Origin of the sequence: Kitasatospora sp. NPDC057692 (assembly GCF_042799475.1) — a bacterium.
GTDB lineage: Bacteria > Actinomycetota > Actinomycetes > Streptomycetales > Streptomycetaceae > Kitasatospora.
In genome coordinates this window covers 32,978-58,582 of the sequence record NZ_JBHVIV010000054.1, presented here as the reverse complement: position 1 = coordinate 58,582, position 25,605 = coordinate 32,978, and the positions used below count along the sequence as shown (strand labels likewise).

The 25,605-nt window shown below is 74.8% G+C and carries 20 protein-coding genes and 3 tRNA genes; 2 read left to right on the top strand and 21 right to left on the bottom strand.

Features of this window, described 5'->3' with window-relative positions; translation table 11 throughout:
• Positions 1 to 188: 188 nt before the first annotated feature.
• The 4 genes from leuS to ACFVFS_RS26935 form a co-directional block, all read right to left on the bottom strand.
• On the bottom strand, positions 189 to 3,083 hold the full coding sequence (gene leuS / locus ACFVFS_RS26950; protein WP_380627282.1) for a leucine--tRNA ligase: 2,895 nt from the start codon (positions 3,081 to 3,083) through the stop codon (positions 189 to 191).
• Positions 3,084 to 3,329: 246 nt separating this feature from the next.
• A complete protein-coding gene (locus ACFVFS_RS26945) occupies positions 3,330 to 4,853 on the bottom strand; it encodes a hypothetical protein (RefSeq protein ID WP_380627281.1) in 1,524 nt (507 codons plus the stop codon).
• Positions 4,854 to 4,957: 104 nt separating this feature from the next.
• A tRNA-Ala gene (locus ACFVFS_RS26940) sits at positions 4,958 to 5,030 on the bottom strand.
• Between the two features lie 105 nt (positions 5,031 to 5,135).
• A complete protein-coding gene (locus tag ACFVFS_RS26935; RefSeq protein ID WP_380627280.1) occupies positions 5,136 to 6,734 on the bottom strand; it encodes an MFS transporter in 1,599 nt (532 codons plus the stop codon).
• 102 nt (positions 6,735 to 6,836) lie between these two features.
• On the opposite strand from ACFVFS_RS26935, the gene ACFVFS_RS26930 reads away from it, so the two are divergent.
• Complete coding sequence (locus ACFVFS_RS26930; RefSeq protein WP_380627279.1) at positions 6,837 to 7,838, top strand: helix-turn-helix transcriptional regulator; 1,002 nt, start codon at positions 6,837 to 6,839, stop codon at positions 7,836 to 7,838.
• 83 nt (positions 7,839 to 7,921) lie between these two features.
• On the opposite strand, the gene ACFVFS_RS26925 is transcribed toward ACFVFS_RS26930, so the two are convergent.
• The 8 genes from ACFVFS_RS26925 to ACFVFS_RS26890 form a co-directional block, all read right to left on the bottom strand.
• Positions 7,922 to 7,994: transfer RNA gene (locus ACFVFS_RS26925), tRNA-Ala, on the bottom strand.
• A 37-nt stretch (positions 7,995 to 8,031) separates the two neighbouring features.
• A tRNA-Ala gene (locus ACFVFS_RS26920) sits at positions 8,032 to 8,104 on the bottom strand.
• A 133-nt stretch (positions 8,105 to 8,237) separates the two neighbouring features.
• Positions 8,238 to 8,885 carry a histidine phosphatase family protein gene (locus ACFVFS_RS26915; RefSeq protein WP_380627287.1) on the bottom strand — a complete coding sequence of 216 codons (648 nt, stop codon included), beginning with the start codon at positions 8,883 to 8,885 and terminating at the stop codon, positions 8,238 to 8,240.
• Positions 8,882 to 9,352 (bottom strand): ribosome silencing factor, encoded by a 471-nt coding sequence (rsfS, locus tag ACFVFS_RS26910; protein ID WP_380627277.1) that lies wholly within the window; start codon positions 9,350 to 9,352, stop codon positions 8,882 to 8,884. The genes ACFVFS_RS26915 and rsfS overlap by 4 nt, the downstream gene beginning before the upstream one ends.
• Before the next feature lie 166 nt (positions 9,353 to 9,518).
• A complete protein-coding gene (locus tag ACFVFS_RS26905) occupies positions 9,519 to 11,402 on the bottom strand; it encodes a LytR C-terminal domain-containing protein (RefSeq protein WP_380627276.1) in 1,884 nt (627 codons plus the stop codon).
• Between the two features lie 22 nt (positions 11,403 to 11,424).
• Positions 11,425 to 12,057, bottom strand: coding sequence for a nicotinate-nucleotide adenylyltransferase (gene nadD / locus ACFVFS_RS26900; RefSeq protein ID WP_380627275.1), 633 nt, complete (start codon positions 12,055 to 12,057; stop codon positions 11,425 to 11,427).
• Positions 12,058 to 12,154: 97 nt separating this feature from the next.
• Positions 12,155 to 12,313, bottom strand: coding sequence for a hypothetical protein (locus ACFVFS_RS26895; protein WP_350569256.1), 159 nt, complete (start codon positions 12,311 to 12,313; stop codon positions 12,155 to 12,157).
• Between the two features lie 164 nt (positions 12,314 to 12,477).
• On the bottom strand, positions 12,478 to 12,624 hold the full coding sequence (locus tag ACFVFS_RS26890; RefSeq protein ID WP_350553676.1) for a hypothetical protein: 147 nt from the start codon (positions 12,622 to 12,624) through the stop codon (positions 12,478 to 12,480).
• A 268-nt stretch (positions 12,625 to 12,892) separates the two neighbouring features.
• Here ACFVFS_RS26890 and ACFVFS_RS26885 point away from each other — a divergent pair, with 268 nt between their 5' ends.
• Entirely contained in the window at positions 12,893 to 14,011 is a 1,119-nt protein-coding gene (locus ACFVFS_RS26885; protein ID WP_380627274.1) for a M48 family metallopeptidase, read from the top strand.
• Positions 14,012 to 14,100: 89 nt separating this feature from the next.
• On the opposite strand, the gene ACFVFS_RS26880 is transcribed toward ACFVFS_RS26885, so the two are convergent.
• The 9 genes from ACFVFS_RS26880 to ACFVFS_RS26840 all read right to left on the bottom strand — a co-directional run bounded on the left by ACFVFS_RS26880 (position 14,101) and on the right by ACFVFS_RS26840 (position 25,488).
• Complete coding sequence (locus ACFVFS_RS26880) at positions 14,101 to 15,165, bottom strand: hypothetical protein (RefSeq protein WP_380627273.1); 1,065 nt, start codon at positions 15,163 to 15,165, stop codon at positions 14,101 to 14,103.
• A gap of 157 nt (positions 15,166 to 15,322) precedes the next feature.
• Complete coding sequence (locus ACFVFS_RS26875) at positions 15,323 to 15,907, bottom strand: hypothetical protein (RefSeq protein ID WP_380627272.1); 585 nt, start codon at positions 15,905 to 15,907, stop codon at positions 15,323 to 15,325.
• Positions 15,908 to 16,007: 100 nt separating this feature from the next.
• Positions 16,008 to 17,330 carry a glutamate-5-semialdehyde dehydrogenase gene (locus tag ACFVFS_RS26870; RefSeq protein WP_380627271.1) on the bottom strand — a complete coding sequence of 441 codons (1,323 nt, stop codon included), beginning with the start codon at positions 17,328 to 17,330 and terminating at the stop codon, positions 16,008 to 16,010.
• Positions 17,331 to 17,436: 106 nt separating this feature from the next.
• Positions 17,437 to 17,961 carry a hypothetical protein gene (locus ACFVFS_RS26865; protein WP_380627270.1) on the bottom strand — a complete coding sequence of 175 codons (525 nt, stop codon included), beginning with the start codon at positions 17,959 to 17,961 and terminating at the stop codon, positions 17,437 to 17,439.
• Between the two features lie 141 nt (positions 17,962 to 18,102).
• Complete coding sequence (gene proB, locus ACFVFS_RS26860; protein WP_380627269.1) at positions 18,103 to 19,239, bottom strand: glutamate 5-kinase; 1,137 nt, start codon at positions 19,237 to 19,239, stop codon at positions 18,103 to 18,105.
• A 231-nt stretch (positions 19,240 to 19,470) separates the two neighbouring features.
• A complete protein-coding gene (obgE, locus tag ACFVFS_RS26855) occupies positions 19,471 to 20,949 on the bottom strand; it encodes a GTPase ObgE (protein WP_380627268.1) in 1,479 nt (492 codons plus the stop codon).
• Between the two features lie 99 nt (positions 20,950 to 21,048).
• Positions 21,049 to 21,306 carry a 50S ribosomal protein L27 gene (gene rpmA, locus ACFVFS_RS26850; RefSeq protein ID WP_355372266.1) on the bottom strand — a complete coding sequence of 86 codons (258 nt, stop codon included), beginning with the start codon at positions 21,304 to 21,306 and terminating at the stop codon, positions 21,049 to 21,051.
• 12 nt (positions 21,307 to 21,318) lie between these two features.
• Entirely contained in the window at positions 21,319 to 21,633 is a 315-nt protein-coding gene (rplU, locus tag ACFVFS_RS26845) for a 50S ribosomal protein L21 (RefSeq protein ID WP_030309710.1), read from the bottom strand.
• Positions 21,634 to 21,852: 219 nt separating this feature from the next.
• A complete protein-coding gene (locus ACFVFS_RS26840) occupies positions 21,853 to 25,488 on the bottom strand; it encodes a ribonuclease E/G (RefSeq protein WP_380627267.1) in 3,636 nt (1,211 codons plus the stop codon).
• Positions 25,489 to 25,605 lie beyond the last annotated feature (117 nt).

The following is a 25,605-nucleotide window of genomic DNA, read 5'->3' as shown; positions in this document are numbered from 1 at the left end:
GGCGGGGCGGAGTTCAGGGACGGGTTCAGGGACGCCTCGGGGTGATCCCCGAGGCTCCGGGCCCCTCCCGACGCCCCCGAGCCGACGCCCCACGCCTCCGACGCCCCCGAGCCGACGCCCCCACGCCCCCCGGAACGCCGCGGGGCGGGCGCTCCCGGAGGAACACCCGCCCCGCACCACCGCCGGACTCAGCCGGTGACGATGTTGACCAGCTTCGGCGCCCGCGCGATCACCTTGCGCACCTCGGCCCCGCCGATCGCGGCGACGACCGCCGGGTCGGCCAGCGCCAGCGCCTCCAGCTCGGCGTCCGAGATCGACGGCGCGACCTCCAGCCGGGCCTTGACCTTGCCCTTGACCTGCACCACGCAGGTCACCGTCTCGTCGACGACGTAGGCCGGGTCGGCCACCGGGTAGCCGGCGTACGCCAGCGAGTCGCCGTGGCCCAGCCGCCGCCACAGCTCCTCCGCGATGTGCGGGGCCAGCGGGGCGACCATCAGGACCACCTGCTCGGCCACCGACCGCGGCGTGGAACCGCGCTTGACCAGGTAGTTGTTCAGCTCGATCGCCTTGGCGACGGCCGTGTTGAAGCGCAGCCCGGCCATGTCGCCGCGGACGCCGTCGACGGCCTTGTGCAGGGCGCGCAGCGTCGCCTCGTCCGGCTCCTCCTCCGTCACCACCAGCTCGCCGGTCGCCTCGTCGACGACGTTGCGCCACAGCCGCTGCAGGAAGCGGTAGGAGCCGACGACGGCGCGGGTGTCCCATGGGCGGGAGACGTCCAGCGGGCCCATCGACATCTCGTACAGGCGCAGCGTGTCGGCGCCGTACTCGTCGGCGATCTCGTCGGGGGCGACGGCGTTCTTCAGGGACTTGCCCATCTTGCCGGCCTCGCGCTTGACCGGCTCGCCCTGCCAGAAGTACTGGCCGTCGCGCTCCTCGACCTCGGCCGCGGGCACCGGGAAGCCGCGCTCGTCGCGGTAGACGTCGGCGGTGATCATGCCCTGGTTGAACAGCTTGTGGAACGGCTCGACCGACGAGACGTGGCCCAGGTCGTGCAGTACCTTGTGCCAGAAGCGGGCGTACAGCAGGTGCAGGACGGCGTGCTCGGCGCCGCCGACGTACAGGTCGGCGCCGCCGCCCGGCTTCTGCTCGGTGGGGCCCAGCCAGTACCGCTCGTTGGCCGGGTCGACGACCTGCTCGCGGTTGGACGGGTCGATGTAGCGCAGCTCGTACCAGCAGGAGCCGGCCCAGTTGGGCATGGTGTTGGTCTCGCGGCGGTACGTCCTCGGCCCGTCGCCCAGGTCCAGCTCGACGGTGACCCAGTCCTCGTTGCGCGACAGCGGGGTCTTCGGCGTGGAGGTGGAGTCGTACGGGTCGTAGGTGTGCGGCGAGTAGTCGTCGACCTGCGGGACCTCGACGGGCAGCATCGACTCGGGCAGCGCGTGCATGACGCCGTCCTCGTCGTAGACGATCGGGAAGGGCTCGCCCCAGTACCGCTGGCGGCTGAACAGCCAGTCGCGCAGACGGAAGTTGACGGTGCCTTCGCCGATGCCGTGCGCGGTCAGCCAGGCGGTGACGGCGGCCTTGGCGTCGACGACGCTCAGGCCGTTCAGCGCGATGCCGTCCTCGGTGCCCTCGTCGTGGGCGGAGTTGACGATGACGGAGTCGTAGGTGTCGAACGCGTCGTCCCAGCCGGCCGGGTCCTCGCCGCGCCCGTCGGTGGGCTCGACGACGCAGCGCATCGGCAGGTCGAAGGCGCGCGCGAAGGCGAAGTCGCGGTGGTCGTGGGCGGGGACGGCCATGATGGCGCCGGTGCCGTAGCCCATCAGCACGTAGTCGGCGATGAAGACCGGGACGGGCTCGCCGCTGACCGGGTTGACGGCGTAGGCCCCGGTGAAGACACCGGTCTTGACCTTGGCCTCGACCTGCCGCTCGACGTCGGACTTGGCGGCCGCGGCGGCGCGGTAGGCGGTGACGGCCTCGGCGGGGGTGGCGGCGCCGCCGGTCCACGCCTCACGGGTGCCCTCGGGCCAGGCGGCGGGCACGATCGTGTCGACCAGCTCGTGCTCGGGGGCCAGCACCATGTAGGTGGCGCCGAACAGGGTGTCGGGGCGGGTGGTGAAGACGGTGATCTTCCCCTCGCCGACGGCGAAGTCGACGCGGGCGCCCTCGGAGCGGCCGATCCAGTTGCGCTGCTGCAGCTTGATGGCCTCGGGCCAGTCCAGCAGGTCCAGGTCGGCGATCAGCCGGTCGGAGTAGGCGGTGATCCGCATCATCCACTGGCGCAGGTTGGACTTGAAGACGGGGAAGTTGCCGCGCTCGGAGCGGCCGTCGGCGGTGACCTCCTCGTTGGACAGCACGGTGCCCAGGCCGGGGCACCAGTTGACCGGCACCTCCTTGGCGTAGGCCAGCCGGTACTCGCCCAGCACGTCCTCGCGCTCGGCGCCGTTCAGCTCGGACCAGGCGCGGCCGCCGGGGACCTCACGGTCGCCGTTCTCGAACTCGGCGACCAGCTCGGCGATCGGGCGGGCCTTGGCGGCCCGCTCGTCGTACCAGGAGTTGAAGATCTGCAGGAAGATCCACTGTGTCCAGCGGTAGTACTCGGGGTCGATCGTGGCGATCGAGCGGCGCGGGTCGTGGCCCAGGCCCAGCCGGCGCAGCTGCTGGCGCATGTTGGCGATGTTGGCCTCGGTGGAGACCCGCGGGTGGGTGCCGGTCTGCACGGCGTACTGCTCTGCGGGCAGGCCGAAGGAGTCGTAGCCCAGGGTGTGCAGGACGTTGTAGCCGTTCATCCGCTGGTAGCGGGCGAAGACGTCGGTGGCGATGTAGCCCAGCGGGTGGCCGACGTGCAGGCCGGCGCCCGACGGGTACGGGAACATGTCCATGATGAAGCTGTGCGGCTTCGCGGCGACGTCCGCGGCGGCCGGGTCGGCCAGGTCGCCGGCCGGGTTGGGGGCGTGGAACGTCCCCTCCTTCTCCCAGATGTCCTGCCAGCGGGACTCGATCTCCGCCGCCAGGGCGGCGCTGTACCGGAACGGCGCGGTCGCGGTGTCGGCCGCACCGGACGCAGGGGTCGTCTCGCTCATGGTCCTTCAAGCTCCATCGATGTCAGTTGGCGAACCGGCGTTCCGGGCCGGCGGCGGGACGGGGTGCCCGGGCCGGGCCCGGACGGATGCCGGGCGGCGGGCCCGGGCGGAAAACAAAAAAGCCCCTCGCAGGAGGGGGTGCCACGCCGACTCCGGCTCCGCCCTCGGGCGTGGCCGGTCCTGGTCAGCGCGGCCGACTAAGGAGCAGGCGCGCGGTTCGCATGGGCTCAGGGTACCGCAAGGGGGTCAGCGGCCTCCCGGGGATACCGCCGACGCGCCCGCCGCCCCGGCCCCGGCCACCCCGGCCGGAACGGCGTGCTCCGGGCCCTCCGCGGCGTCCGGGAGCCCCGCCGCGGCCGAAGCCGCCGTGCCGCTACCCGCGGACGCGCCCGCCACGCCCGCCGCCTCCGCCGACTCCTCCTCCACCGCCGCCGCGGCCACGGCCTCCGCGGCCTCCGCCGAACGGAACGCCGCGTCGATCCCGCGCAGCGCCCGTGCCACCCGCTCCGACTGCATCCCCGCGGCCAGCGCCCGCGCCCGGTCCGCGGTCCGCACCGCCTCGGCGGCGTCGCCCGCCAGCCGCTGCGAGTCGGCCAGCCGGACCATGAGCAGGGCCCGCGCCCGCGCCCTGCCCGGCCCCAGGCCCGCCACCGCCTCCGCCAGCAGCGCCTGCGCCCGTCCGTGCTCGCCCAGGAACAGGTACCCCTCCCCCACCATGCCCGCGAGGTCCGCCCGCGCCTCACCCGGGGCAACGCCCAAGGCACCGGCCGGGGCCCCGTCCGGAGCCCCGTCCAGCTCCGCGAAGGCCCGCTGCGCCGCCTCGGCCAGCGCGCCCGCCTCGCCGCGCCGCCCGTGGGCACGGGCGATCCGGCCGAGCTGCAGCGCCCGGTCGGCCGGGGCGAGCCCGTCCCCGGCCGCCTCCACCGCCTGCGCGAGCACCGCGACCACGTCCAGCCCGCGCCCGCCCGCGCTCCAGGTGGCCAGCACCACCAGGCCGCCGAGCACCGCCACACCGTCCCGGCGCTCCCCGCTCAGGTGCGCGGCGCGCAGCGCGGCCGCGAACGCCCGCTGCGCGGTGGCGTCGTGGCCGAGGTCGAACGCGGCCCGGGCGGCGAGCCGGGCGAGGCGGCCCGCGGCGCCGTAGAGCTCCCGGCCGAGCGGCTCGTCGTACCGGCCGAGTTCCAGCAGCTTGGCGACCATGGCCAGTTCGGCGCGGGCCGGGCCGAGGACGAGTCCGCCGCCGCAGGATCGTTCCAGCCGCAGTTTGCTGTCATGGGCGGCGGCGAGTTCACCGATCACCGCGGGATCGACGCGCAGCGCGCCGTCACCGGCGAGGGCGGGCGGCGGAGTGGCCAGCCGGCGGGCGGCCTCGGCGAGGTCGGCGCCGCGGAAGAGGTCGGTGAGGCGGACGGGTCCGGCGTCGGCGGCGGTCTCGCGCAGCGCGGTCTGCGCGGTGTCGGCCGTCCACGGGTCGGTCAGCAGGCGCGGGGAGAGGATCTTGGCCCCGCGGTGGCCGCCCATCGGGCCCCAGAGCTGTTCGTAGGTGACGGCGATGCCGAGGGTGCGGCCGAGCACCTCGCAGACGGCCTGGTCGTGCGGGCTGCGCGGGACCATGCCCCGGTCGCGCCACTTGTAGGGGGCGGTGGAGCTGATCGCGAGCCGGGACGGGACGGTGAGGTTGACCTCGCGCGCGAGCCGCTCCGGGCTCCAGCCGAGCTGGTGGAGTATCCGGGCGAGTTCCTCGTTGCGTCTGCGCGCCAGATCGGCCATGGCTCCGACGGTAGCGGCCCACCGGGGGCGGCCGCCGGAGGGTCGCGGAAAAGCCGTGAACGCCGAAGGCCGCCTCCCGTTCGGGAGGCGGCCTTCGTTTCCTGTGGAGCTACGGGGAATTGAACCCCGGACCTCTTGCATGCCATGCAAGCGCTCTACCAACTGAGCTACAGCCCCTTGACCTGCGATGTCACCGGGGGTTTCGTTCCGTTTCCCTCGGCGACATCGACTACTTTACACGGTCCGGGGGGTGCTCCACGAATCCGTTTCTCCGGCGGCCGCCTACCCGTCCACCGACCGCCCCTCCCGGCCCTCCGACCGGCCCTCCGGCCTGGTCTCCGGCCCGGTCTCCGCAGAGGCGGCCGCAGCGGCCACAGCAGAGGCCGGCACAGCGGCCGCCGCTCGACCCGCCGCAGCGGCCTCCCGCCGCCCGGCCGCCACCGCCCGGGTGGCGAGGCCGGCGGCGAGCACGACGGCCCCGCCGACGACGGCCGTGACGAGCAGCAGCGCGTGCCCGGAGCCGCGCGCGGACGCCGGCAGGTCGACCGCGCCCAGGAACACCGAGCCGACCAGCGCGATGCCGACGACCTGGCCCAGCTGGACCGCGGTGGCCACGGTCCCGCTGGCGTCCGCCGCGTCGGCGGGCGCGACCCGGGCGAGCGCCCCGGCGAACAGCGGCGCGTAGGCGCAGCCGGCGAGCAGTCCGAGGACGGCGGAGAGCAGCAGCACCGCCGCGCCGACCTCGGCCCCGTCGCGCAGCAGGAGGCCGAGCAGCACGTAGCCCACGGCGAGCAGGCCGGTACCGAGCTGGGGCAGCACGCCGTGCAGGCGCCGGGGCAGCCGCTGCCAGTACAGGCTGGCGAGGCCGAAGCCGGCGGCGATCGGCGCGGAGCAGAGTCCGGCCCGCAGGGCGCCGGCCCCGAGTCCGGACTGCTGGTGCAGGGCGAAGGAGAACATGAAGCCGGCGAAGGCCAGGAGGATCACGAACAGCGCGCCGACGGCGGGCAGCAGCCCGGGCGCCCCGAGCACCCGCCCGCTGATCAGCGGCTGTCCGCCGCGCCGGGCGATCCGCCGCTCGACGACCGCGAACAGGGCGAACAGCGGCGCGCTCGCGCCGAGCATCGCCCAGCCCCAGCCGGGCCAGCCGAGTTCGTGGCCGAGCACCAGCGGGACGACGAGCAGCCCGAGGGCGGCGGCGAGCAGCACCAGTCCGGGCAGGTCGAGGCCGCGGTCGCGGTCCCCGGGCAGCCGCGGCAGCAGCCGGGTGCCGGCCGCCAGCAGCAGCACGCCGATCGGGACGTTGACCAGGAAGACCGGTCGCCAGCCGGAGCCGAACAGGTCGGCGTTGACGAGCACCCCGCCGAACACCTGCCCGGCCGCGATGCCGCCGGCGAGGACGGCCGAGTACAGGCCCAGTGCGCGGACGCGGGCCTGGCCGGTGAAGGTCCGCTGGACGAGGCTCATCACCTGGGGGACCATCAGGGCCGCCCCGGCGCCCTGGAGCAGCCGGAAGGCGATCAGCCAGCCGGTGGCGGGGGCGATCCCGCAGGCCAGCGAGGCGGCGGTGAAGGCGGCCAGGCCGCGCTGGAAGAGCCGGCTGTAGCCGTAGCGGGCGCCGAGCCGGGCGCCGGTGATGAGCAGGACGGCGTAGGCGATGGTGTACCCGGCCACCACGAACTGGAGGGCGGCGCCGGAGGCGTGCAGGTCGGTGCGGATGGTCGGCACCGCGACGTTGACGATGGCGGTGTCGAGCACGGCCATGAACTGCCCGCCGAGGACGAGCGCGAGGAGCGGTCCGGGCCGGGCGACGGACGCCGTACCGGACCGGTCGGCGGGCGAGGCGGTCCCGGCCGGACGGCGCCGGGTCTGGAGATCGGTCATGCGTCGAGCCTCGGCGCGGCCGGGTACCAGTGGTTAGAGCCTGCGGATCCTGGTACCGGCAGCACCTGTTTCGCCCGGCCGGGCTGCGGCACCATGGCGGGTATGACCGTCGCGGACACCCCCGGCACCGTCAGGACCGGCCCCGCGGCCAGGCCCGCCGCGGCCGAGCCGCCCACCGGCCGCGCCCCCACCGGCGGCGCGCCCGCCGACCCGGCCCCTCCCGGCCGGCGCGACCGCCACCGCACCGAGCTGGCCGAGTACCTGCGCGCCCGCCGCGCCCGGATCTCCCCCGAGGACGTCGGCCTGCCGCCCGGCCTGCGCCGCCGCACACCGGGCCTGCGCCGCGAGGAGGTGGCCCAGCTCGCCGGCGTCGGGGTCACCTGGTACACGTGGCTGGAGCAGGGTCGCCGCATCAACGCCAGCGCCCAGGTGCTCACCGCGGTGGCCCGGGTGCTGCTGCTGGACGCCACCGAGCGCGAGCACCTGTTCCGGCTGGCCGGGGTGGCGGTGCGGACGCCGGCGGACCCGGAGCCGGTCCTGGACCCGTCGACCCAGGTGATCCTGGACGCCCTGGTGCCGCTGCCGGCCGCCGTCTCCAACAGCCGCTACGACGTGCTGGCGTGGAACTCCACCTACGAGGCGCTGTTCGCCGCGAGCCGGGTGCGGACGCACGACGGCTGGTTCAACAGCCTCTGGTGCACGGTGACCAGCCCGGACTGCTGCAACCCGTTCCTGAACCGCAGCGAGCAGCTGCCGCAGATGGTCGCGGTGCTGCGCGGCGCGTACGGCCGGCACGTCGGCGAGCCCCGGTGGGAGCGGTTCGTGGGGTCGCTGCTGGACGCGAGCGCGGAGTTCCGGGAGCTGTGGGCCCGGCAGGAGGTCTCCGCGCGGCGGACGGCGCTGAAGGTGTTCCGGCACCCGCGGGTGGGCGTGCTGCGGCTGAACGCGACGTACCTGACGATCCCCGGGGTGCCGGAGGCGTACGTCGCCGTCTACACCCCGGACACGCCGGAGGACCGCGCGCGGGTGGAGCGGCTGGCGGTGCTGCCGCCGGGCGGCTGGGCGGCCCCGTGCGGCCACACCGGCACCGGGCCCGCCGGCTGAGCCGCCGCACCCCGCCCGGGAGGAAACGCCGCCGGGAACGCCGGAAGGCCGCCACCCATTGGGTGACGGCCTTCCGTGGTCTGTGGAGCTACGGGGAATTGAACCCCGGACCTCTTGCATGCCATGCAAGCGCTCTACCAACTGAGCTACAGCCCCGCGACACGCGTGGCCCTCGCGGACCCCGGGTGCGGAGTGGAGCTACGGGGAATTGAACCCCGGACCTCTTGCATGCCATGCAAGCGCTCTACCAACTGAGCTACAGCCCCTCACTCGTCCGGATCTCCCGCTTCCCTTCCGGGCCGCGTTCCCTCCGTGCGAACGAGGAAGACTCTAACCGCAAAGGCCCGGAACTGCGAAATCCGCTCCCCGGCGCCCCCTCCGCACCCCGTCCGGAGAACCTCAGGTGTCGTCGCCGATGACCGGCTGCGGCAGGGTGCCCGCGTTGTGCTCCAGCAGCCGCCAGCCCCGCGCGCCCCGGCCCAGCACGGACCAGCAGCAGTTCGACAGCCCGCCGAAGCACTCCCACAGCTCCGGCTCCAGGCCGAGCATCCGCCCGAGCATGGTGCGGATGGTGCCGCCGTGGCTGACCACGACCAGCGTGCCGTTGTCGGGCAGCTTGCCGACCGCGTCGAGGACCACCGGCACCGAGCGGTCGGCGACCTCGGTCGCCAGTTCGCCGCCGCCCCGCCGGACCGGCTCGCCCCGGGTCCAGGACGCGAACTCCTCGGGGTGGCGCTCGCGGATCTCCGCGTTGGTCAGCCCCTGCCAGGAGCCCGCGTAGGTCTCCCGCAGGCCCTCGTGGTGCTCGACGTCCAGGCCGGTGACCTTGGCCAGCTCCTCGGCGGTGCGCCGGGCCCGCTGGAGGTCGGAGGAGATCAGCAGGTCCGGGCGCAGGCCGGAGAGCAGCCGGGCGGCCCGCTGCGCCTGCAGCACGCCCTGCCCGGTCAGTTCGATGTCGGTGGTGCCCTGGAAACGGGATTCGAGGTTCCAGGAGGTCTGGCCGTGCCGCCAGAAGACGATGCGCGGACCCCGCGCGTCCCGGCTCAGCTGTAGTCCTCGGCGCCGAAGTCGTCCGCCGGGGCGACCTCGGCCGGGGCGACGGCGTTGCCGTCCGCGTCGGTGTGCGCGTCGGGGCGGTTGCGGGAGGCCAGGGCGTCCTCGGGCAGCGGCAGCTCGGGGCAGTCCTTCCAGAGGCGGTCCAGCGAGTAGAAGGAGCGCTCCTCGGAGTGCTGGACGTGCACGACGATGTCGAGGTAGTCGAGCAGGATCCAGCGGCCCTCGCGCTCGCCCTCCCGGCGCACCGGCTTGATGTCCAGCTTCTCGCGCAGCTGGTCCTCGATCTCCTCGGCGATCGAGCGGACCTGGCGGTCGTTGCTCGCGGAGGCGATCAGGAAGGCGTCGGTGATCGACAGCACCTCGCTGACGTCGAACGCGACGATGTTGTGGGCCAGCTTGTCGGCCGCCGCCTGGGCGGCGACGTTGATGAGTTCCTGGCTGTGCTCAGTGGCGGTCACGGTGTTCTTCCGGCTCGGCGGCTTGGGGGCGCCCCGTGCGCGGTGCGCCGGGGATCGCCTTCCAGGATCTCACGCCGCCCGGGCGGCCCCGGAACCGTTTTCCGGGGCCGACCGGGCGCCCGCCCGGGCGCCCTGCCCTTACGCCTGCCCGCCGTCCGGCGCCCGGCTACGGGGCCTTCGGCGGCGCGTAGTCCTTGCCCAGGACGACGACCAGGTCGGCGTTCTGCGCGTCGGTGACCTTCTTGACCGCCGTCTCCGGCAGGTTGAGGCTGGTCGCCAGCGACTTCGCGGCGGCCTGCCGGGCGTCGTCGGTGTAGCGGATCTCACTGGTGGCCTGCGGCGCGGTCTTGGCGCCGCCGGGGACGAAGGTGAGGCCCGCGTTGACCACCTGGACCTGGGCGGCGGAGGCCGCCAGGTCGTTGCCGCTGGCGTCCTGGACGGAGACCCTGGCCGCCCCGTCGCCGCCGGTCGCGGACTTGACGGTGCCGCCGAGCACCTCCTTGACCTGCTTGCCCGCGGTGGCCTCGTCCAGCGAGCCGTCCGGCTTGACGGTCAGCGCGGTGGTGCCGAGCTGACCGCTCTTGGCGAGCCCGGCCATCTGCGTGAGGACCCCGGCGAGCGCGTCCTCGGGCAGCGAGGGGTCGAGCACCGCGTTCATCCGGTGCACGTCGTCCTTGGCGTCCTTGAACTCGACCGGCATGGTGCGCACCACGGCGTCCATCACCTGGCCGAACCTGGCCAGCTGGGCGTCGCGGTTCTCCCCGGCGTTCTGCAGGGTGGCGTAGGCGACCGCGGCCTTCCCGCTGAGCAGGGTGTTCTTGCCCGCGGCGGCGAGCACCTTGCCGTCCGGCTTGCCCCCCTCACGGACCTCGGCGTTGGTGTCCACCCGGACGCCGCCGAGCTGGGCGACCAGCAGTTCCAGGTACGGGGTGTCGAGCCGCCAGGTGCCGGCGACCGGGGCGCCGAGCACGGTGGTCAGGCCCTCGCGGGTGCCGGAGGCACCGAGGGTGTCCATGGCCTGGCCGACCGTGGTGACCGGCGGGTCACCGGGCCCGGGCAGCCGCAGCGTGTCCGGCAGCAGCAGCACGGTGCCCTTCCTGCCGGAGGCGTCGTTGACCAGCAGCGCGCTGGAGACCTTGCCCTGGAGGTCGCGCAGGTGGACGACGTTGACCTGGCGCGGTCCGGCGGCGGTGGCCGCGTCCTTCTTGCCGCCGGTGAGCCAGAGGTAGCCCCCGGCGCCGGCCGCGGCGACCGCGAGGACCACGCCGGCGGCGATCAGCCGCTTGCGCAGCCGGCGGCGGCGCTCGGCGCGCACCTCGCTGCGGGACTCGGCGAACTTGAGCCAGTCGATGACGTCCTCGGACTTCTCCGCCTCGTCGTCGACGAAGGTGAACTCGCCCGTGGTGTAGTCGTCCCCGGCGGCCCCGGCGCCGGTCCTGGCGCGGGCCGGGCGGGAGCCGCCGACCTGCTCGGACGGCGGTTCGGGCCGCGCGGGGGCCGCCGGTCCGGCGGCGGCCGGACGCGGCACCCGGGGGCGCGGCGGCGGCGCGGGCGCGGCGGGCTCCGCCGCCGGCTCCGGCTCGACGACGGCCGGCATCGGCGCCGTCGCGTACGGCTGCGCCTGCTGCGGCGGCTGGGCCTGCGGCTCCCGGTAGCCCTGCGGCTCCGGCTGGAGGTAGTGGTCCTGGTAGCCGTAGCCGCCCTGCTCGCGGTACCCCTGCGGCGCCTGCTGCCCGTACACCCCGGGCTGCTCGTACTGCGGCTCGTAGGAGGGCTGGTACCCCTGCTGCTGGTACTGGTCCTGGTAGCCGTACTGCCCCTGCCCGTAGGGCGCGGGCTGCACCGGCTGCCCGTACTGGTCGTACTGCTCGTACGAACCCGACTGGTCGTACGAACCAGGCTGCTCGTACGGGCCCGGCTGCTCGTACGGGCCGGGCTGCTGCTCGTAGCCGCCCTGCTGCTGGTGGGGCGGGTACTGCTGGTACTGCCCGGTGGACCAGTCGTCCGGCTGCCCGGGCTGCTGCTCCTGAGGTCCCCTGCGCTCGCTCATCCGTCGGTCGGCCCCTCCGGGATCAGGTCCGGTGCGGCGCGTACAGCGCCCGCTTGTCGATGTAGCGGACCACGCCGTCCGGGACGAGGTACCAGACCGGCTCGCCCTTGGCGACCCGGTTGCGGCAGTCCGTGGAGGAGATGGCCAGCGCCGGGACCTCCACCAGGGAGACCCCGCCCACCGGAAGCCCGGCGTCCGACAGAGTGTGCCCCGGCCGGGTGCAGCCGATGAAGTGCGCGAGCGAGAAGAGCTCGTCGGAGTCCCGCCAGGACAGGATCTGCGCGAGCGCGTCGGCGCCGGTGATGAAGAAGAGGTCGGCGTCGGGGTGCATCGCGTGCAGGTCGCGCAGGGTGTCGACGGTGTACGTCGGGCCCTCGCGGTCGATGTCGATGCGGCTGACCGAGAACTGCGGGTTCTCCGCGGTGGCGATGACCGTCATCAGGTAGCGGTCCTCCGCCGGACTCACCTGGCGGTCGCTCTTCTGCCACGGCTGTCCGGTCGGGACGAAGACCACCTCGTCCAGGTGGAACGCGCTGGCGACCTCGCTCGCGGCGACCAGGTGCCCGTGGTGGATCGGGTCGAAGGTGCCGCCCATCACGCCGAGACGGCGCCGCTCCGGCACCGGTACGCCGGGATTCCCGGTCTGCTCTCCCATGGCGCCACACCTTACGCGACGCCCGTTGCGGTGCGGGAACGGCCGGGTGACGGGCGTCCCGGGGGCGGTGCCGCACCCCGGGCCACCGTCGGCCGGGTCAGCGGTCCCGGTTGAAGCGGGTGGTCACGAAGAGCAGCAGCAGCAGGACGAACAGCGCGGCGCCACCCGTCAGGTACGGGTTGAGGCTGTCGTGGTTGCCACCCTCGCCCTCGTTCGCGAGGAGGTTCAGGACGGGAAGTGCGGCGGCAGTGCTCATGGTCGGCGGGACCTTCTCGGCTCGGATGGCGGGCAGGGGGTGTCGTACGGGCCGGTGAGGGCCCACCCGTCATCGTACGGGGGGTTACAAGGCAACCGCTCGGCGGCCCACCGCGCCTGAACCGCCGTGAGCCCGGGCCCGGCCCCGGCGGCCGCCGGGGCCGGTCAGTTGTTGCGGCCGGCCCGCAGCAGGATCCAGGCCAGCAGGCCCACACCGACGAACGACGCGACCACGATGATCCGCAGGAAGAGCCCGGGGCCGTTCTCCGCGGAGATCGGGGCGGCCAGGCTGGCAAGGGCGGCGGTGGACATCTGCGGGCTCCTCGGACTGCTCGGTGCCGCGGCCGGAGGTGGCCCGGCTCTCCCGGGCATTCAGGGTAAACCGCCCTCACACCGGCGCCGCCCACCGCCCCCGCGGGCGCCGTGCGCGCCGCGCCCGGACGGCGCCCGCGGCACTCGGAACGCGCCGCCGGGGACGAGTGCGCAACCACGGACGTTGTCCGAACAGTCGTTGCAGGCGAAGACCAGCGGGGGCCGGCCGGGGGGCCGGGGCCGCCGTCGACAGGGAGGCACTCACACCATGACCGACACGACCGCGAAGACCCCGAGCCGGCGCCGCCAGCGCTTCCCGGAGATCTCGACCCGCGCCTGGGAGCACCCGGCGGACCGCTCGGCGCTCGTCGCGCTGCGCAAGCTGACCGGCTTCGACGACGTGCTGAAGAGGCTCGCCGGCCTCGTCTCCGAGCGCTCGATCCGGCTGATGTTCCTGGCCACCGCCGTGAAGACCTCGGAGCGGCAGTTCCCCGAGCTGCACACCATGGTCCGCGACGCCGCCTACGTGCTCGACCTCGCGAACGTGCCGGACCTCTACGTCACCCAGGACCCGACGGTCAACGCCTTCTGCATAGGCATCGACACGCCGGTGATCGTGGTGACCAGCGGTCTGGTGGAGCTGCTGGACGAGGAGGAGCTCCGCTCGGTGATCGGCCACGAGGTCGGCCACGCGATGTCCGGGCACGCCGTCTACCGGACGATGCTGATGATCCTCACCAACATCGCCACCCGGATCGCCTGGGTGCCGCTCGGCAACCTGGCGATCATGGCGATCATCACCGCGCTCAAGGAGTGGTTCCGCAAGGCCGAACTCTCCAGCGACCGGGCCGGACTGCTGGCCGGGCAGGACCTCCAGGCCTCGATGCGGGCGCTGATGAAGCTGGCCGGCGGCCACAACCTGGCCGAGATGAACGTGGACGCCTTCCTGGAGCAGGCCGAGGAGTACGAGAAGGCCGGCGACCTGCGCGACGGCGTGCTCAAGCTGCTGCAGGTGCTGCCGCAGAGCCACCCGTTCGCGGTGGTCCGGGTCGCCCAGCTGAAGAAGTGGGCCGAGAGCGATGAGTACCGCTCCATCCTGGCCGGCGCCTACCCGCGCCGCACCGACGACCCGGACACCTCGGTCGGCGAGCAGTGGCGGGCCGCCGCCGAGCACTACACGACCTCGGTGAAGGAGAGCAAGGACCCGCTGATGGGCCTCATCCGCGACGTCGCGGGCGGCGCGGCCTCCGTCGGCGGCAAGCTCCGCGACACCTTCACCGGCGCCGGGCGCAGCAACGGCAACGGCAACGGCAACGGCAACGGCAACGGCAACGGCGGCAACAGCGCCGACGGCGGGAAGGACACCGGTTCCGGCGACAACCGCTGAGGCCGGTACGGGCGGCACCGCCCGCGGAGACCTTCCGGCGGCCCCCGGCCACCCCGGCCGGGGGCCGCCGGCGCACTCGCGCCGCCGCCTCAGCCGCCCGCCAGGACCCCGCACACCTGCCAGGCCGGCCGCGCGTGGTTCCCCGGGTCCACCGCCTGCGCCCCGGTCGGCGGCGCGGTGGGATCCGTCCCCGCCAGCACCGGCTGCACCACCCCGGCCAGCGAGCCGTCGCACGGAGCCGGCCCGGCCTGCAGCACCGAGTCCACCAGCCGCAGCTGCGCCGCCGCCAGGTCGACCCGGTCGAACTCGAAGGTCAGCTGCCGCCGCACGCTCTCCAGCGTGACCGGCGCCCCGCTCTGCGCCCCGGCCGGCTTCAGCGCGTAGACGAAGGTGTGGTCGGTGGTGATCCGCAGCGTGCTGCCGTCCGACTCGTCGATCCGCATGGCACCGGCCACCTTCACGGTGTCCGCGGCCAGCGCGACCTGCGCCGGGTCGAAGCGGACCAGCCAGCCGGTCAGCGCGTGGTGCCGGTCGTCGACCGGCTGGACGACGCTCGCGTCGAACTGGGCCTGCTCGCCCGGGGTGATGAAGGCCCGCACCTCCGCGGTCGCCCCCTGCACCAGCACGGCGGGCGACAGCGAGGACGCCACCAGGTAGCGCTGCACGGTGTCGAGCGCCTTGGTCACCTCGACCCGGGAGAAGTGCCCGGTGGCCGCCCCGCTCGGCGTCCCCAGCCCGACCGCGCCGTCGCTGTAGCCCGGCGGCAGGCCGGCGAACGGGTTGGCCGGATCGGCGGCCGGGTGGACCGTCGAGGCCGGGCTCAGCGCCACCAGGCTCACGGTCAGCTGGCTGCCCTGGGGGCGGGCGGTGGGCCGGACCGGTGAGCTGACCCCGAAGTACACGGCGGCCCCGAAGGCCAGCAGGATCACCAGCAGCAGGGCCAGCGCCTGCCGGGGCACCGTCCCGAGCGGGCCCAGCCGGACCTTCGGCCGGGTGGGCCGGCCGAACGCGCCGGACAGCCGCTCGCGCGCCGACAGCTCCTGGATCCGGGCAGCCCGGACGAACGATTCGTCGAAGACGACGGACCGGTACTCGTCCTCGTTCCCGGAACCACCCTCGGGCGCACCCTCCGGGGGTTCGCGCGGGTCACCCATGACACCAGGGTAAGGCGCGGGATCGCCCCTCCACGAGGGTCCTGTCGCAGTTCACCGGAAACCCTCCGTGACCGGTCGCGGCCTCCCGGGGCAGGCCGGCGCGTCGCCCGGCCGCCCCGCCCGGCGGCGGTCCGCGGGGCGCGGTCGGCCCGCGCGGTCAGCCCGTCGGTGCGGTGACCACCAGCGAGGGCTCGGCCGGCGGCGCCGGGTCGACCCCGGGACTGCTGCTGCCGGACTCGGGCCGCCGGGGGGCACCGCCGGAGCCGCCCACGCCCTGGTAGATCGCCGCGACCGCCACCGCGACCAGGCTCACGCCCATGATCACGGCGAGCACCCAGGCCACCGGGCGGTGCCAGCGCTGCTGGGCGACGTACCGGCCGCGGCCGGCGCCGATCGGGTCGAAGCCGCCCGGGCGCCAGCGCCGCGAGCGCCGTCCGGCGGACCGGCCGAGGCCGGTCCACGGATCGGGATAGCGGTGGTCGTCGTCGAGCCGGCTCGGGTACGGGCGCAGCTCCAGCGGCAGTCCGTCCCCGACCGGGGGCTCGTAGCCCCAGCCCGGACCGGCCGTGTCCGGCTCGAAGCGGGCCTCGGCGGCGGCGAGCTGCCGCTCCTTGGCCGTCGGCTCGTGCACGGCGGCGGACCGCACGAAGGCCTCGTCGAAGACCACGGTGGCGAACTCGTCGTCCGCACCACCGTGGTCGGCACCGTCGGGGTACGGCAAGCCCCCCACATCGTCAGCCACGGATTCAGCGTATTACCGGGAGGGCGATTTGTCTGGGGCTCGGGGCAGTTGGTCCGTCACTCGTGTGACGGCGGGTCGGCGGCGTCCGGCCCGGAGGGGCTCAGCCGGCGGCGGCGGCGCCGCCCGCGGTGGGCGTCGCCCCGCCCCGGACGTGGCCGTCACCAGTGACGATGTACTTGGTGCTGGTCAGCTCGGGCAGGCCCATCGGGCCGCGGGCGTGCAGCTTCTGGGTGGAGATGCCGATCTCGGCGCCGAAGCCGAACTCACCGCCGTCGGTGAACCGGGTCGAGGCGTTGACGGCCACCGTGGTCGAGTCGACGAGCTGGGTGAAGCGGCGGGCGGCGGCCTGCGAGGTGGTGACGATGGCCTCGGTATGGCCGGAGGTCCAGCGGCGGATGTGCGCGACGGCGGCGTCCAGCGAGGGGACGACGGCGGCCGCGATGTCGTACGACAGGTACTCGGTCTCCCAGTCCTCCTCGGTGGCGGGCACCGCGGTGGCGGCGGTGCCCTCGGCGGCCTTCAGCACCGCGTCGTCGCCGTGCACGGTGACCCCGGCCTCGGCGAGCGCGGTGAGCGCGAGCGGCAGGAAGGCGTCGGCGATGTCCTGGTGGACGAGCAGGGTCTCGGCCGCGTTGCAGACGCTGACCCGCTGGGCCTTGGAGTTGAGCAGGATGCCCACCGCCATCGCGAGGTCCGCCTCGGCGTCGACGTAGACGTGGCAGTTGCCGGTGCCGGTCTCGATGACGGGGACGGTGGAGTTCTCGACGACCGTGCGGATCAGCGAGGCGCCGCCGCGCGGGATGAGCACGTCGACCAGGCCGCGGGCGCGCATCAGCTCCTGCACCGAGTCGCGGCTCTCGCCGGGGACGAGCTGGACCGCGTCGGCCGGCAGCCCGGCGGCGGCGACGGCGTCGCGCACCACGGCGACCAGCGCGGTGTTGGAGCGGTAGGCGGAGGCGGAGCCGCGCAGCAGTACGGCGTTGCCGGACTTCAGGCAGAGCGCGGCGGCGTCGACGGTGACGTTGGGGCGGGCCTCGTAGATGATGCCGACGACGCCGAGCGGGACGCGGACCTGCCGGACGTCCAGGCCGTTGGGCAGGGTGTAGCCGCGCACGACCTCGCCGACCGGGTCGGGCAGGCCGGCCACGTCGCGGACGTCGGCGGCGATGGCGGCGATCCGCTCCTCGGTGAGGGTGAGCCGGTCGATCACCGACTCGGCGGTGCCGGCCGCGCGGGCGCGCTCGACGTCCTCGGCGTTGGCGGCGGTGATCTCGGCGGCGCGGGCGACCAGCGCGTCGGCGACCGCCCGCAGCGCGGCGTCCTTCGCGGCGCGCGGCAGCGGGGCGAGCGACGCGGCGGCCTCCCGGGCTCGGCGCGCTACGGCGAGGACGGGGCTGTCGGCGGTGGCGGGGTCGCTGCTCATGCGCCCAGGGTAGTGGAGGGCCCGGGCCCTCCCCCGCCCCGTTTCGCCCGGTGAGACGCGCCTTCCGGGCCTGCCGGGCCTGCCGCGCAGTACGGGTGGACCCCGCTCAGTACGGGTGGACCCCGCCCAGTTGCGGCGGCGGGCCGGCGAAGCCCTCGGCGACGCGCTTGTGGTAGGTCGCCCGGTCGACCACCTCCAGGCCGACGATCTCCCACGGCGGCAGCTTGGCCGTCACCTTGTGCTCGCCCCACAGCCGCAGCGCGATCGCCGCCGCGTCGTGCAGGTCGCGGGCCTGCTCCCAGTAGCGGATCTCGGCGTGGTCGGCGGCGTAGCGGGCCGTCAGGAAGAACGAGTGGTCGTGCGCCAGCCGCTCCAGGCCGGCCCGCAGCTCCGACAGCGGGGTGACCGGCCCGGCCACGCTGAGCACCACGTGCCAGAGCCTGGCCTGCTCGGGCCCGGTCGGCGGCTCGCTGCCGGGGCGCCGCTCGGGGCGGAGCCGGTGCACCGTGCCGGACCCCTGGGGCGGCGGACCGGCCGGCCCGGCGGCGCCGTCGTCCCCGCCGCCGTCGATGCTGGTCAGCCGTCGGCCTGCGGTTCCTCCGGTCAGCGCTGCCTCGCGCCTGCGTTCCACCGGCGGCCTCCTGTTCGGCGATGTCGTGTCGTCGTACCCGCCGGCCCCGGCCGGCGCGCGTTCGACCGCGCTCCTCCCCGCCCGTGGCCGGGCGTGCTCCCCGTGCGGAGCCGCCCGCGCTTCCGGCGGTCCGGCGGCCGGTCAGCCGCGCAGGACGACCAGGTCGTCGCGGTGGACGACCTCCCGCTCGTAGGCGGCGCCGAACTCCTGGGCCAGGTCCCGGGTGGACCGGCCGAGCAGACGGGGCAACTCCCTCGCATCAAAGTTGACCAGTCCGCGCGCCACGATGTGGCCGTTTTCGGCAAGAAGGTCCACCGGATCACCCGCGGCGAACTCGCCGTCGACCCGGGTGACCCCGGCGGGCAGCAGCGAGGCGCCGCCGGAGACCACGGCCGTGACGGCGCCGGCGTCCAGGTGCAGGGCGCCGCGCGGGCTGCTGGCGTGGGCGAGCCAGAGCATCCGGTCGGAGGAGCGGCTTCCGGTGCGCAGGAACAGGGTGCCGGTGGGGCGGCCGGCCAGCGCGTCGGCGGCGTGGCTGGCGGCGGTGAGGACCACGGGGATGCCGGCGCCGGTGGCGATCCGGGCGGCCTCGACCTTGGTGACCATGCCGCCGGTGCCGACCCCGGCCTTGCCGGCGCTGCCGATCTCGATGCCGTCGAGGTCGTGCGGTCCGGCGACCTCGGCGATCCGGCTGGTGCCGGGGCGGGACGGGTCGCCGTCGTAGAGGCCGTCGACGTCGGAGAGCAGGACGAGCAGGTCGGCGCGGACGAGGTGGGCGACGAGGGCGGCCAGCCGGTCGTTGTCGCCGAACTTGATTTCGGCGGTGGCGACGGTGTCGTTCTCGTTGACGATCGGCATCGCGCCCATCGCCAGCAGCTGGTCGAGGGTGCGGTAGGCATTGCGGTAGTGCGCGCGCCGGCTGGCGTCCTCGGCGGTGAGCAGCACCTGGCCGACGCGCAGGCCGTAGCGGGCGAAGGAGGCGGTGTAACGGGCGATCAGCAGGCCCTGGCCGACGCTGGCGGCGGCCTGCTGGCGGGCGAGGTCCTTGGGCCGCTTCTCCAGGCCGAGCGGGGAGAGCCCGGCGGCGATGGCGCCGGAGGAAACGAGCACGATCTCGGGGGCGTCGGGGCGGGTGCGGACCTTGGCGAGGGCGTCGACGAGGGCGTCGACGCGGTCGGCGTCGATGCCGCCGGCGGCGGTGGTCAGCGAGGAGGAGCCGACCTTGACGACGATGCGCCGCGCGGTCAGCACCTCCGCCCGCAGTTCGTCCTCGCTCATCTCGGGTCTCGCCCTTCCGGTGTGGTGCGCTGGCGGCGGGCCCGGGCCCGGCCGTATCCCCCGCAATCTACGCGATCGGCGCACCCGGGCCGCACCCCGTTCCAGCGGCCGGACAGCGTCCGCGACCGCCGCCGCGGATCCGGCGGTGCGTCAACGCGCGGGCCCCCGCCGCCCGTTGGCACGGGTGGCGGGGGCCTGTCGGCGACCGGGGCCGATGTGGAGCGGGCCGGCTCAGTCGTCCTCGTCGTCGCCCTCGATGGCGGCCTGGCGGCCGGAGGAGAGCGCCTCGAAGGCCAGGTACTCGGCCTCGGCGGCGTCCCGGCCCTTCTGCTTCTCGCGGCGGCGGTCGACGGCCGGGCGCGGGCTCTCGAAGCGGTGGTCCTCACCGCGGCGGCCGAGCATCTCGGCGCCGGCGGCCATGGTCGGCTCCCAGTCGAAGACGACGGCGTTCTCGTCGGGGCCGATGATGACGGTGTCGCCCTCGTGGGCGCCGATCTTCCACAGCTCCTGCTCGACGCCGAGGCGGGCCAGCCGGTCGGCGAGGTAGCCGACGGCCTCGTCGTTCGAGAAGTCGGTCTGCCGCACCCAGCGCTCGGGCTTGCCGCCGCGGATGCGGTAGGCGCCGTCCTCCTCGCTGATGGTGAAGCCGGCGTCGTCCACGGCGGCGGGCCGCAGCACGACCCGGGTGGACTCCTCGACCGGCTTGGCGGCGCGGGCCCCGGCGACGATCTGCGCCAGGGCGAAGCTCAGCTCGCGCAGACCCTTGCGGGAGGCGGCGGACACCTCGAAGACGCGGAAGCCGCGCTCCTCCAGGGAGGCGCGGGTGAGGTCCGCGATGTCCTGGCCGTCCGGCACGTCGATCTTGTTGAGGGCGACGAGCCGCGGGCGGTCGTCGAGGCCGCCGTACTGGGCGAGCTCGTCCTCGATGGTCTCCAGGTCGCTCAGCGGGTCGCGGCCGGGCTCCAGGGTGGCGCAGTCCAGGACGTGCACCAGCACCGAGCAGCGCTCGACGTGCCGCAGGAACTCCAGGCCGAGGCCCTTGCCCTGGCTGGCGCCCGGGATGAGGCCGGGGACGTCGGCGATGGTGTAGACGGTGTCGCCGGCGGTGACCACCCCGAGGTTGGGGATCAGGGTGGTGAACGGGTAGTCGGCGATCTTCGGCTTGGCGGCGGAGAGCACCGAGATCAGCGAGGACTTGCCGGCGCTCGGGTAGCCGACGAGGGCGACGTCGGCGACGGACTTGAGCTCCATGACGATGTCACCGGCGTCGCCGGGCTCGCCGAGCAGCGCGAAGCCGGGGGCCTTGCGGCGGGCGGAGGCGAGCGCGGCGTTGCCGAGGCCGCCGCGACCGCCCTGGGCGGCGACGAAGCTGGTGCCGTGGCCGACGAGGTCGGCGAGCACGTTGCCCTGCTTGTCGAGGACCACGGTGCCGTCCGGCACGGCGAGGACGAGGTCCTGGCCGTCGGCGCCGGTGCGGTGGCCGCCGGCGCCGGGCTTGCCGTTGGTGGCCTTGCGCTTGGGCGAGTGGTGGTACTCGAGCAGGGTGGTGACCTGCGCGTCGACGGTGAGGATGACGCTGCCGCCCTCACCACCGTTGCCGCCGTCCGGGCCGCCGAGCGGCTTGAACTTCTCGCGGTGCACGGAGGCGCAGCCGTGGCCCCCGCTTCCCGCGGCGACGTGGAGCTCGACGCGGTCCACGAAGGTGGTCATGGAAGTGCCTCCGATGCGAAGAAAATGGTTCTGCCTGCGGTAAAGCGCGAAGGGTGGACCGGAACATTCCGGCCCACCCTTCAGTGTGAGTCAGGTGACTCAGGCCTCGACGGCCACGACGTTGACGACCTTGCGGCCGCGGCGGGTGCCGAACTGCACGGCACCGGCGGTCAGCGCGAACAGGGTGTCGTCGCCACCGCGGCCGACACCGGCACCCGGGTGGAAGTGGGTGCCGCGCTGGCGGACGATGATCTCGCCGGCGGAGACGACCTGGCCGCCGAAGCGCTTCACGCCGAGGCGCTGGGCGTTCGAGTCACGGCCGTTGCGGGTAGAGCTTGCGCCCTTCTTGTGTGCCATCTGGCTATCCCCTTACTTGACCGAGTCGATGCTGGTGATGCGCACCGCGGTGTGCTGCTGGCGGTGACCCTGGCGACGGCGGTAGCCCGTCTTGTTCTTGTAGCGCAGGATGACGATCTTGTCACCCTTGGTCTGGTCGACGACCTCGGCGTGGGCCTTGACGCCGGCCAGCACCCACGGGTCGGAGGTGACGGCCTCGCCGTCGACCACCAGGATGGTGGAGAGCTCCACCGAGTCACCCGGCTTGGCCTCGATACGGTCGATCTCCAGCACGTCGCCGACGGCGACCTTGTGCTGGCGGCCGCCTGCGCGAACGATCGCGTACATGCGGTACCTACTTTCCCAACTCGGTCGGAGCTCCTGATGCCAGCCACCTGGGTACGGACACAGGGGACCTCTCCCGCAGGACTCTTGCGAGACCCGGGAGGTGATGTGCTCGGGAGCAAGGCGTAGACACGCCAGTGGTCAAGAATACGGACCGGCCGCCCCGGGGGCAAACCGGCCCGTACGGGCCCGGGGCGGAGGGTGTCCGCCCCGGGCCGGGCACTACTCGGCCGCCGTATCACCCTCGGCGGCCGCCGCCTTCTTGGCCGCCGCGCTCGTCCGCTTGGTGGCGGTCTTGCGGGCGGTGGTCTTCTTCGCCGCCGTCGCCGTCTTCTTGGCGGCGGTGGTCTTCTTGGCGGCGGTCTTGCGGGCCGCCCGCTTCTTCGGCGCCGGCGCCTCCTCGGCGGGCTCCTCGGCCGCGGCCGGCTCGGCGGCGGCTTCGGCGGCGGCCTCCTCGGCGGGGGCCTCGGTGACCGGCTCGGCGGGGGCCTCGGCCTCGACGGCGGCCGGCTCGGCCACCGCCTCGACGACGGCCGCCTCGACCGGCTCCTCCTCGACCGCGGCCTGCGCGGCCGGGCTGACGGCCGCGAGGGCCGACTCCAGCGCCGCCTCGGCCTTGGCCTGCAGCACCACGATCTCCGCCTCGCCCGGCGCGCCGGCCGGGGCCGTGGCCTTGCGCACCGCCCGGCGGCGGGGCCGCCCGGTGGGCGTGCCGGCGGGCGCCGGCTCGACCGGGGCCTCGACGGCCGCGGCCTCGGCCGGCGGCTCCTCGACACCCGGGACCTCGATCGCCAGCTGGCCCTCGATCTCCTCGCGGACCGGCGCCTCGACGGCCTCGACGACTGCCTCGGCGGCGGCCTCGACGGCCTCCACCGGCTCGACGGCCTGCGGCTCCTCGTGCGCCGCGCCGCCCTTGCCCCGGCGCCGGCGCTTGCCGCCGCCCGCACCCGCCTCGACGGCGGCCGCGCCGCCACCGGCGTGCACGTGGGCGCTCGGCTGCTCCATGTGGACGATCACACCGCGGCCGTTGCAGTGCACGCAGGGCTCGGAGAAGGACTCCAGCAGCCCCTGGCCGACCCGCTTGCGGGTCATCTGCACCAGGCCCAGCGAGGTGACCTCGGCCACCTGGTGCTTGGTCCGGTCCCGGCCCAGGCACTCCAGCAGGCGGCGCAGCACCAGGTCGCGGTTGGACTCCAGGACCATGTCGATGAAGTCGATCACGATGATGCCGCCGAGGTCGCGCAGCCGCAGCTGGCGCACGATCTCCTCGGCCGCCTCGATGTTGTTCCGGGTGACCGTCTCCTCCAGGTTGCCGCCCTGGCCGACGAACTTCCCGGTGTTGACGTCGATGACGACCATCGCCTCGGTGCGGTCGATCACCAGCGAACCGCCGCTGGGCAGCCAGACCTTGCGGTCCAGCGCCTTCATCAGCTGCTCGTCGATCCGGTAGGTGGCGAACACGTCCACCTCGGAGGTCCACCGCTGGAGCCGGCCGGCGAGGTCCGGGGCCACGTTGGAGACGTAGTCGTGGATGGTGTTCCACGCCTCGTTGCCGGAGACGATGACCTTGGTGAAGTCCTCGTTGAAGATGTCGCGGACGACCCGGACGGTCATGTCCGGCTCGCCGTACAGCAGCGCCGGGGCGTTGCCGGTCGCGGCCTTCTTCTGGATGTCCTCCCACTGCTGCTGCAGCCGCTGGACGTCCCGGGTCAGCTCCTCCTCGGAGGCGCCCTCGGCGGCGGTGCGCACGATGACGCCCGCGTCGTCCGGGACGATCTTCTTGAGGATCTGCTTCAGGCGGGCGCGCTCGTTCTCCGGCAGCTTGCGGGAGATGCCGGTCATCGAGCCCTCGGGCACGTAGACCAGGTAGCGGCCGGGCAGCGAGATCTGGCTGGTCAGGCGGGCGCCCTTGTGGCCGATCGGGTCCTTGGAGACCTGCACCAGCACGGACTGGCCGGACTTCAGCACCGACTCGATCCGGCGCGGGCCGCCGTGGCCGCCGAGCGCGCCGAAGTTGACCTCGCCGGCGTACAGCACCGCGTTGCGGCCCTTGCCGATGTCGACGAACGCGGCCTCCATCGACGGCAGCACGTTCTGGACCTTGCCCAGGTAGACGTTGCCGACGTACGAGGTGGCCTGCTCCTTGTTGACGTAGTGCTCGACGAGCACGCCGTCCTCGAGGACGCCGATCTGGGTGCGCTGGCCGTTCTGGCGCACCACCATGACGCGCTCGACCGACTCCCGGCGGGCCAGGAACTCGGCCTCGGTGATGATCGGCACCCGGCGGCGGCCCAGCTCGCGGCCCTCACGGCGGCGCTGCTTCTTGGCCTCCAGGCGGGTGGAGCCCTTGATGGACTGCACCTCGTCCGGGTCGAAGGACGGCTCGGTGGAGCGGCGGCGCGGCTCGCGCACCTTCACCACCGTGCGGACGCCGTCCTCGGTGGTCTCGGCGACCTCGACGGCGCCGGCCTCACCGCTGCGGCGGCGACGGCGGCGACGGCGGCGGGACGAGGACAGGCCGGCGGCCAGGTCGTCGTCCTCGTCGTCCTCGTCGCCGACGGCCGGCTCCTCGGCGGCGGGCTGCTCGGTCTCGGCCTCCTCGGCCTCCTCGGCCTCACCGCGACGGCGGCGGCGGCCGCCCCGGCGGCGGCGGCGCGACGGGCGGCCGTCCTCCCACTCGTCCTCGGCCTCGGGGCCGGTGGCGGGGGCCTCGACGGCGGCGGGCGCCTCGACGGGCGCCTCCTCCACCACGGGCTTCGCGGCGGCGGGCTTCACGGCGGCGGGCTTCTCGACGACCGGCTTCGCGGCGACCGGCTTCGCGGCGGCCTTCGAGCGCGCCGGGGTCTGCACCCGCACCGAGGTGCGGACGCGGCGGCGGCGGCCGACGCCGCTGTACTCGAACTCCTCGTCCTCCTCGGGCTCCCCCGACACGGCGGGCGCGGCGGGCGCGGCGGGCGCCTCGGCGGCGACCGGCTGCGGGGCGGCCGGCGCGGCCGCGGGGGCGCTCGGGGCGACGTAGGGGGCGGGCTCCTGGAAGACCGGCGCCTGGAAGATCGCGGTGGACGGGCGGACCGCGCGGCGGCGCACCCGGTGCGGCGGCTCGGCCTCGGCGGCCGGCGCGGGCTGCTCGGCGGCGGGCGCCTCGACGGCCGGTGCCTCGACGGCGGCCGGCTCGGCGGCGGGCTCCTCGGCCTCCGGCTCCTCGGCGGCGGGCGCGGACTCGACCACCGGGGCGGCCTCGACCACCCGGCGGCGGCGGGTACGGCGCGCCGGGGCGGCCGGGGCCTCCTCGGCGGGCGCCTCGACGGCCGACGCCTCGACGGCGGCCGGCTCGGCGGCGGGGGCGACGACGGGCTCGGGCTCGGCGACGGCCTGCACCGGCTCCTCGACCGGCGCGGCCTCGGCCTTCTTGCGGGTCCGGCGGGCCCGCACGGGCTTCTCCGCCTTCTCGGCGGCCTCGGCCTTCTCCGTCTTCTCCGCCTTGGCGGCCTTCGGCGCCTTGGCGGCCTCGACCACCGTCTCGCCGGCGTCCGGCGCGGTGACCACGATGGCGGTGTCCTCGGGCGCACCGGCGGGCGCCTCGGCGCGCTTGCGGGTGCGGCGGGCGCGCACCGGCTTCTCCGCGACCGGCTCGGCCGCGGGCGCCTCGGCGGCCGGCGCCTCGGCCGGCTTCACCTCGGACTCGGCCGCGATGACCGTCTCGGCGGCCTCCGCGGCCGCGCCCTGCGGCGCTCCGGCCGGGCGGGAGACCGCCCGGCGGCGCCGGCGCGGCGGCGCGGCGGACGCGCCGTCGCCGCCGGTGGCGGTGTCGTTCTGTTCCGTTGCCGCAGACTGCTGCGGATCGGTGTTCTCGAGCATGCGGGTGGATCTCCCGTCAGGCCCCCGGGCTCCGCATCCGGGCACGGCTCGGCACCGGTGGCCGGCCGGCATCGCGACGATGCTCGGGCCGGACCCTTCACGGTGCCGCCGTGCGGA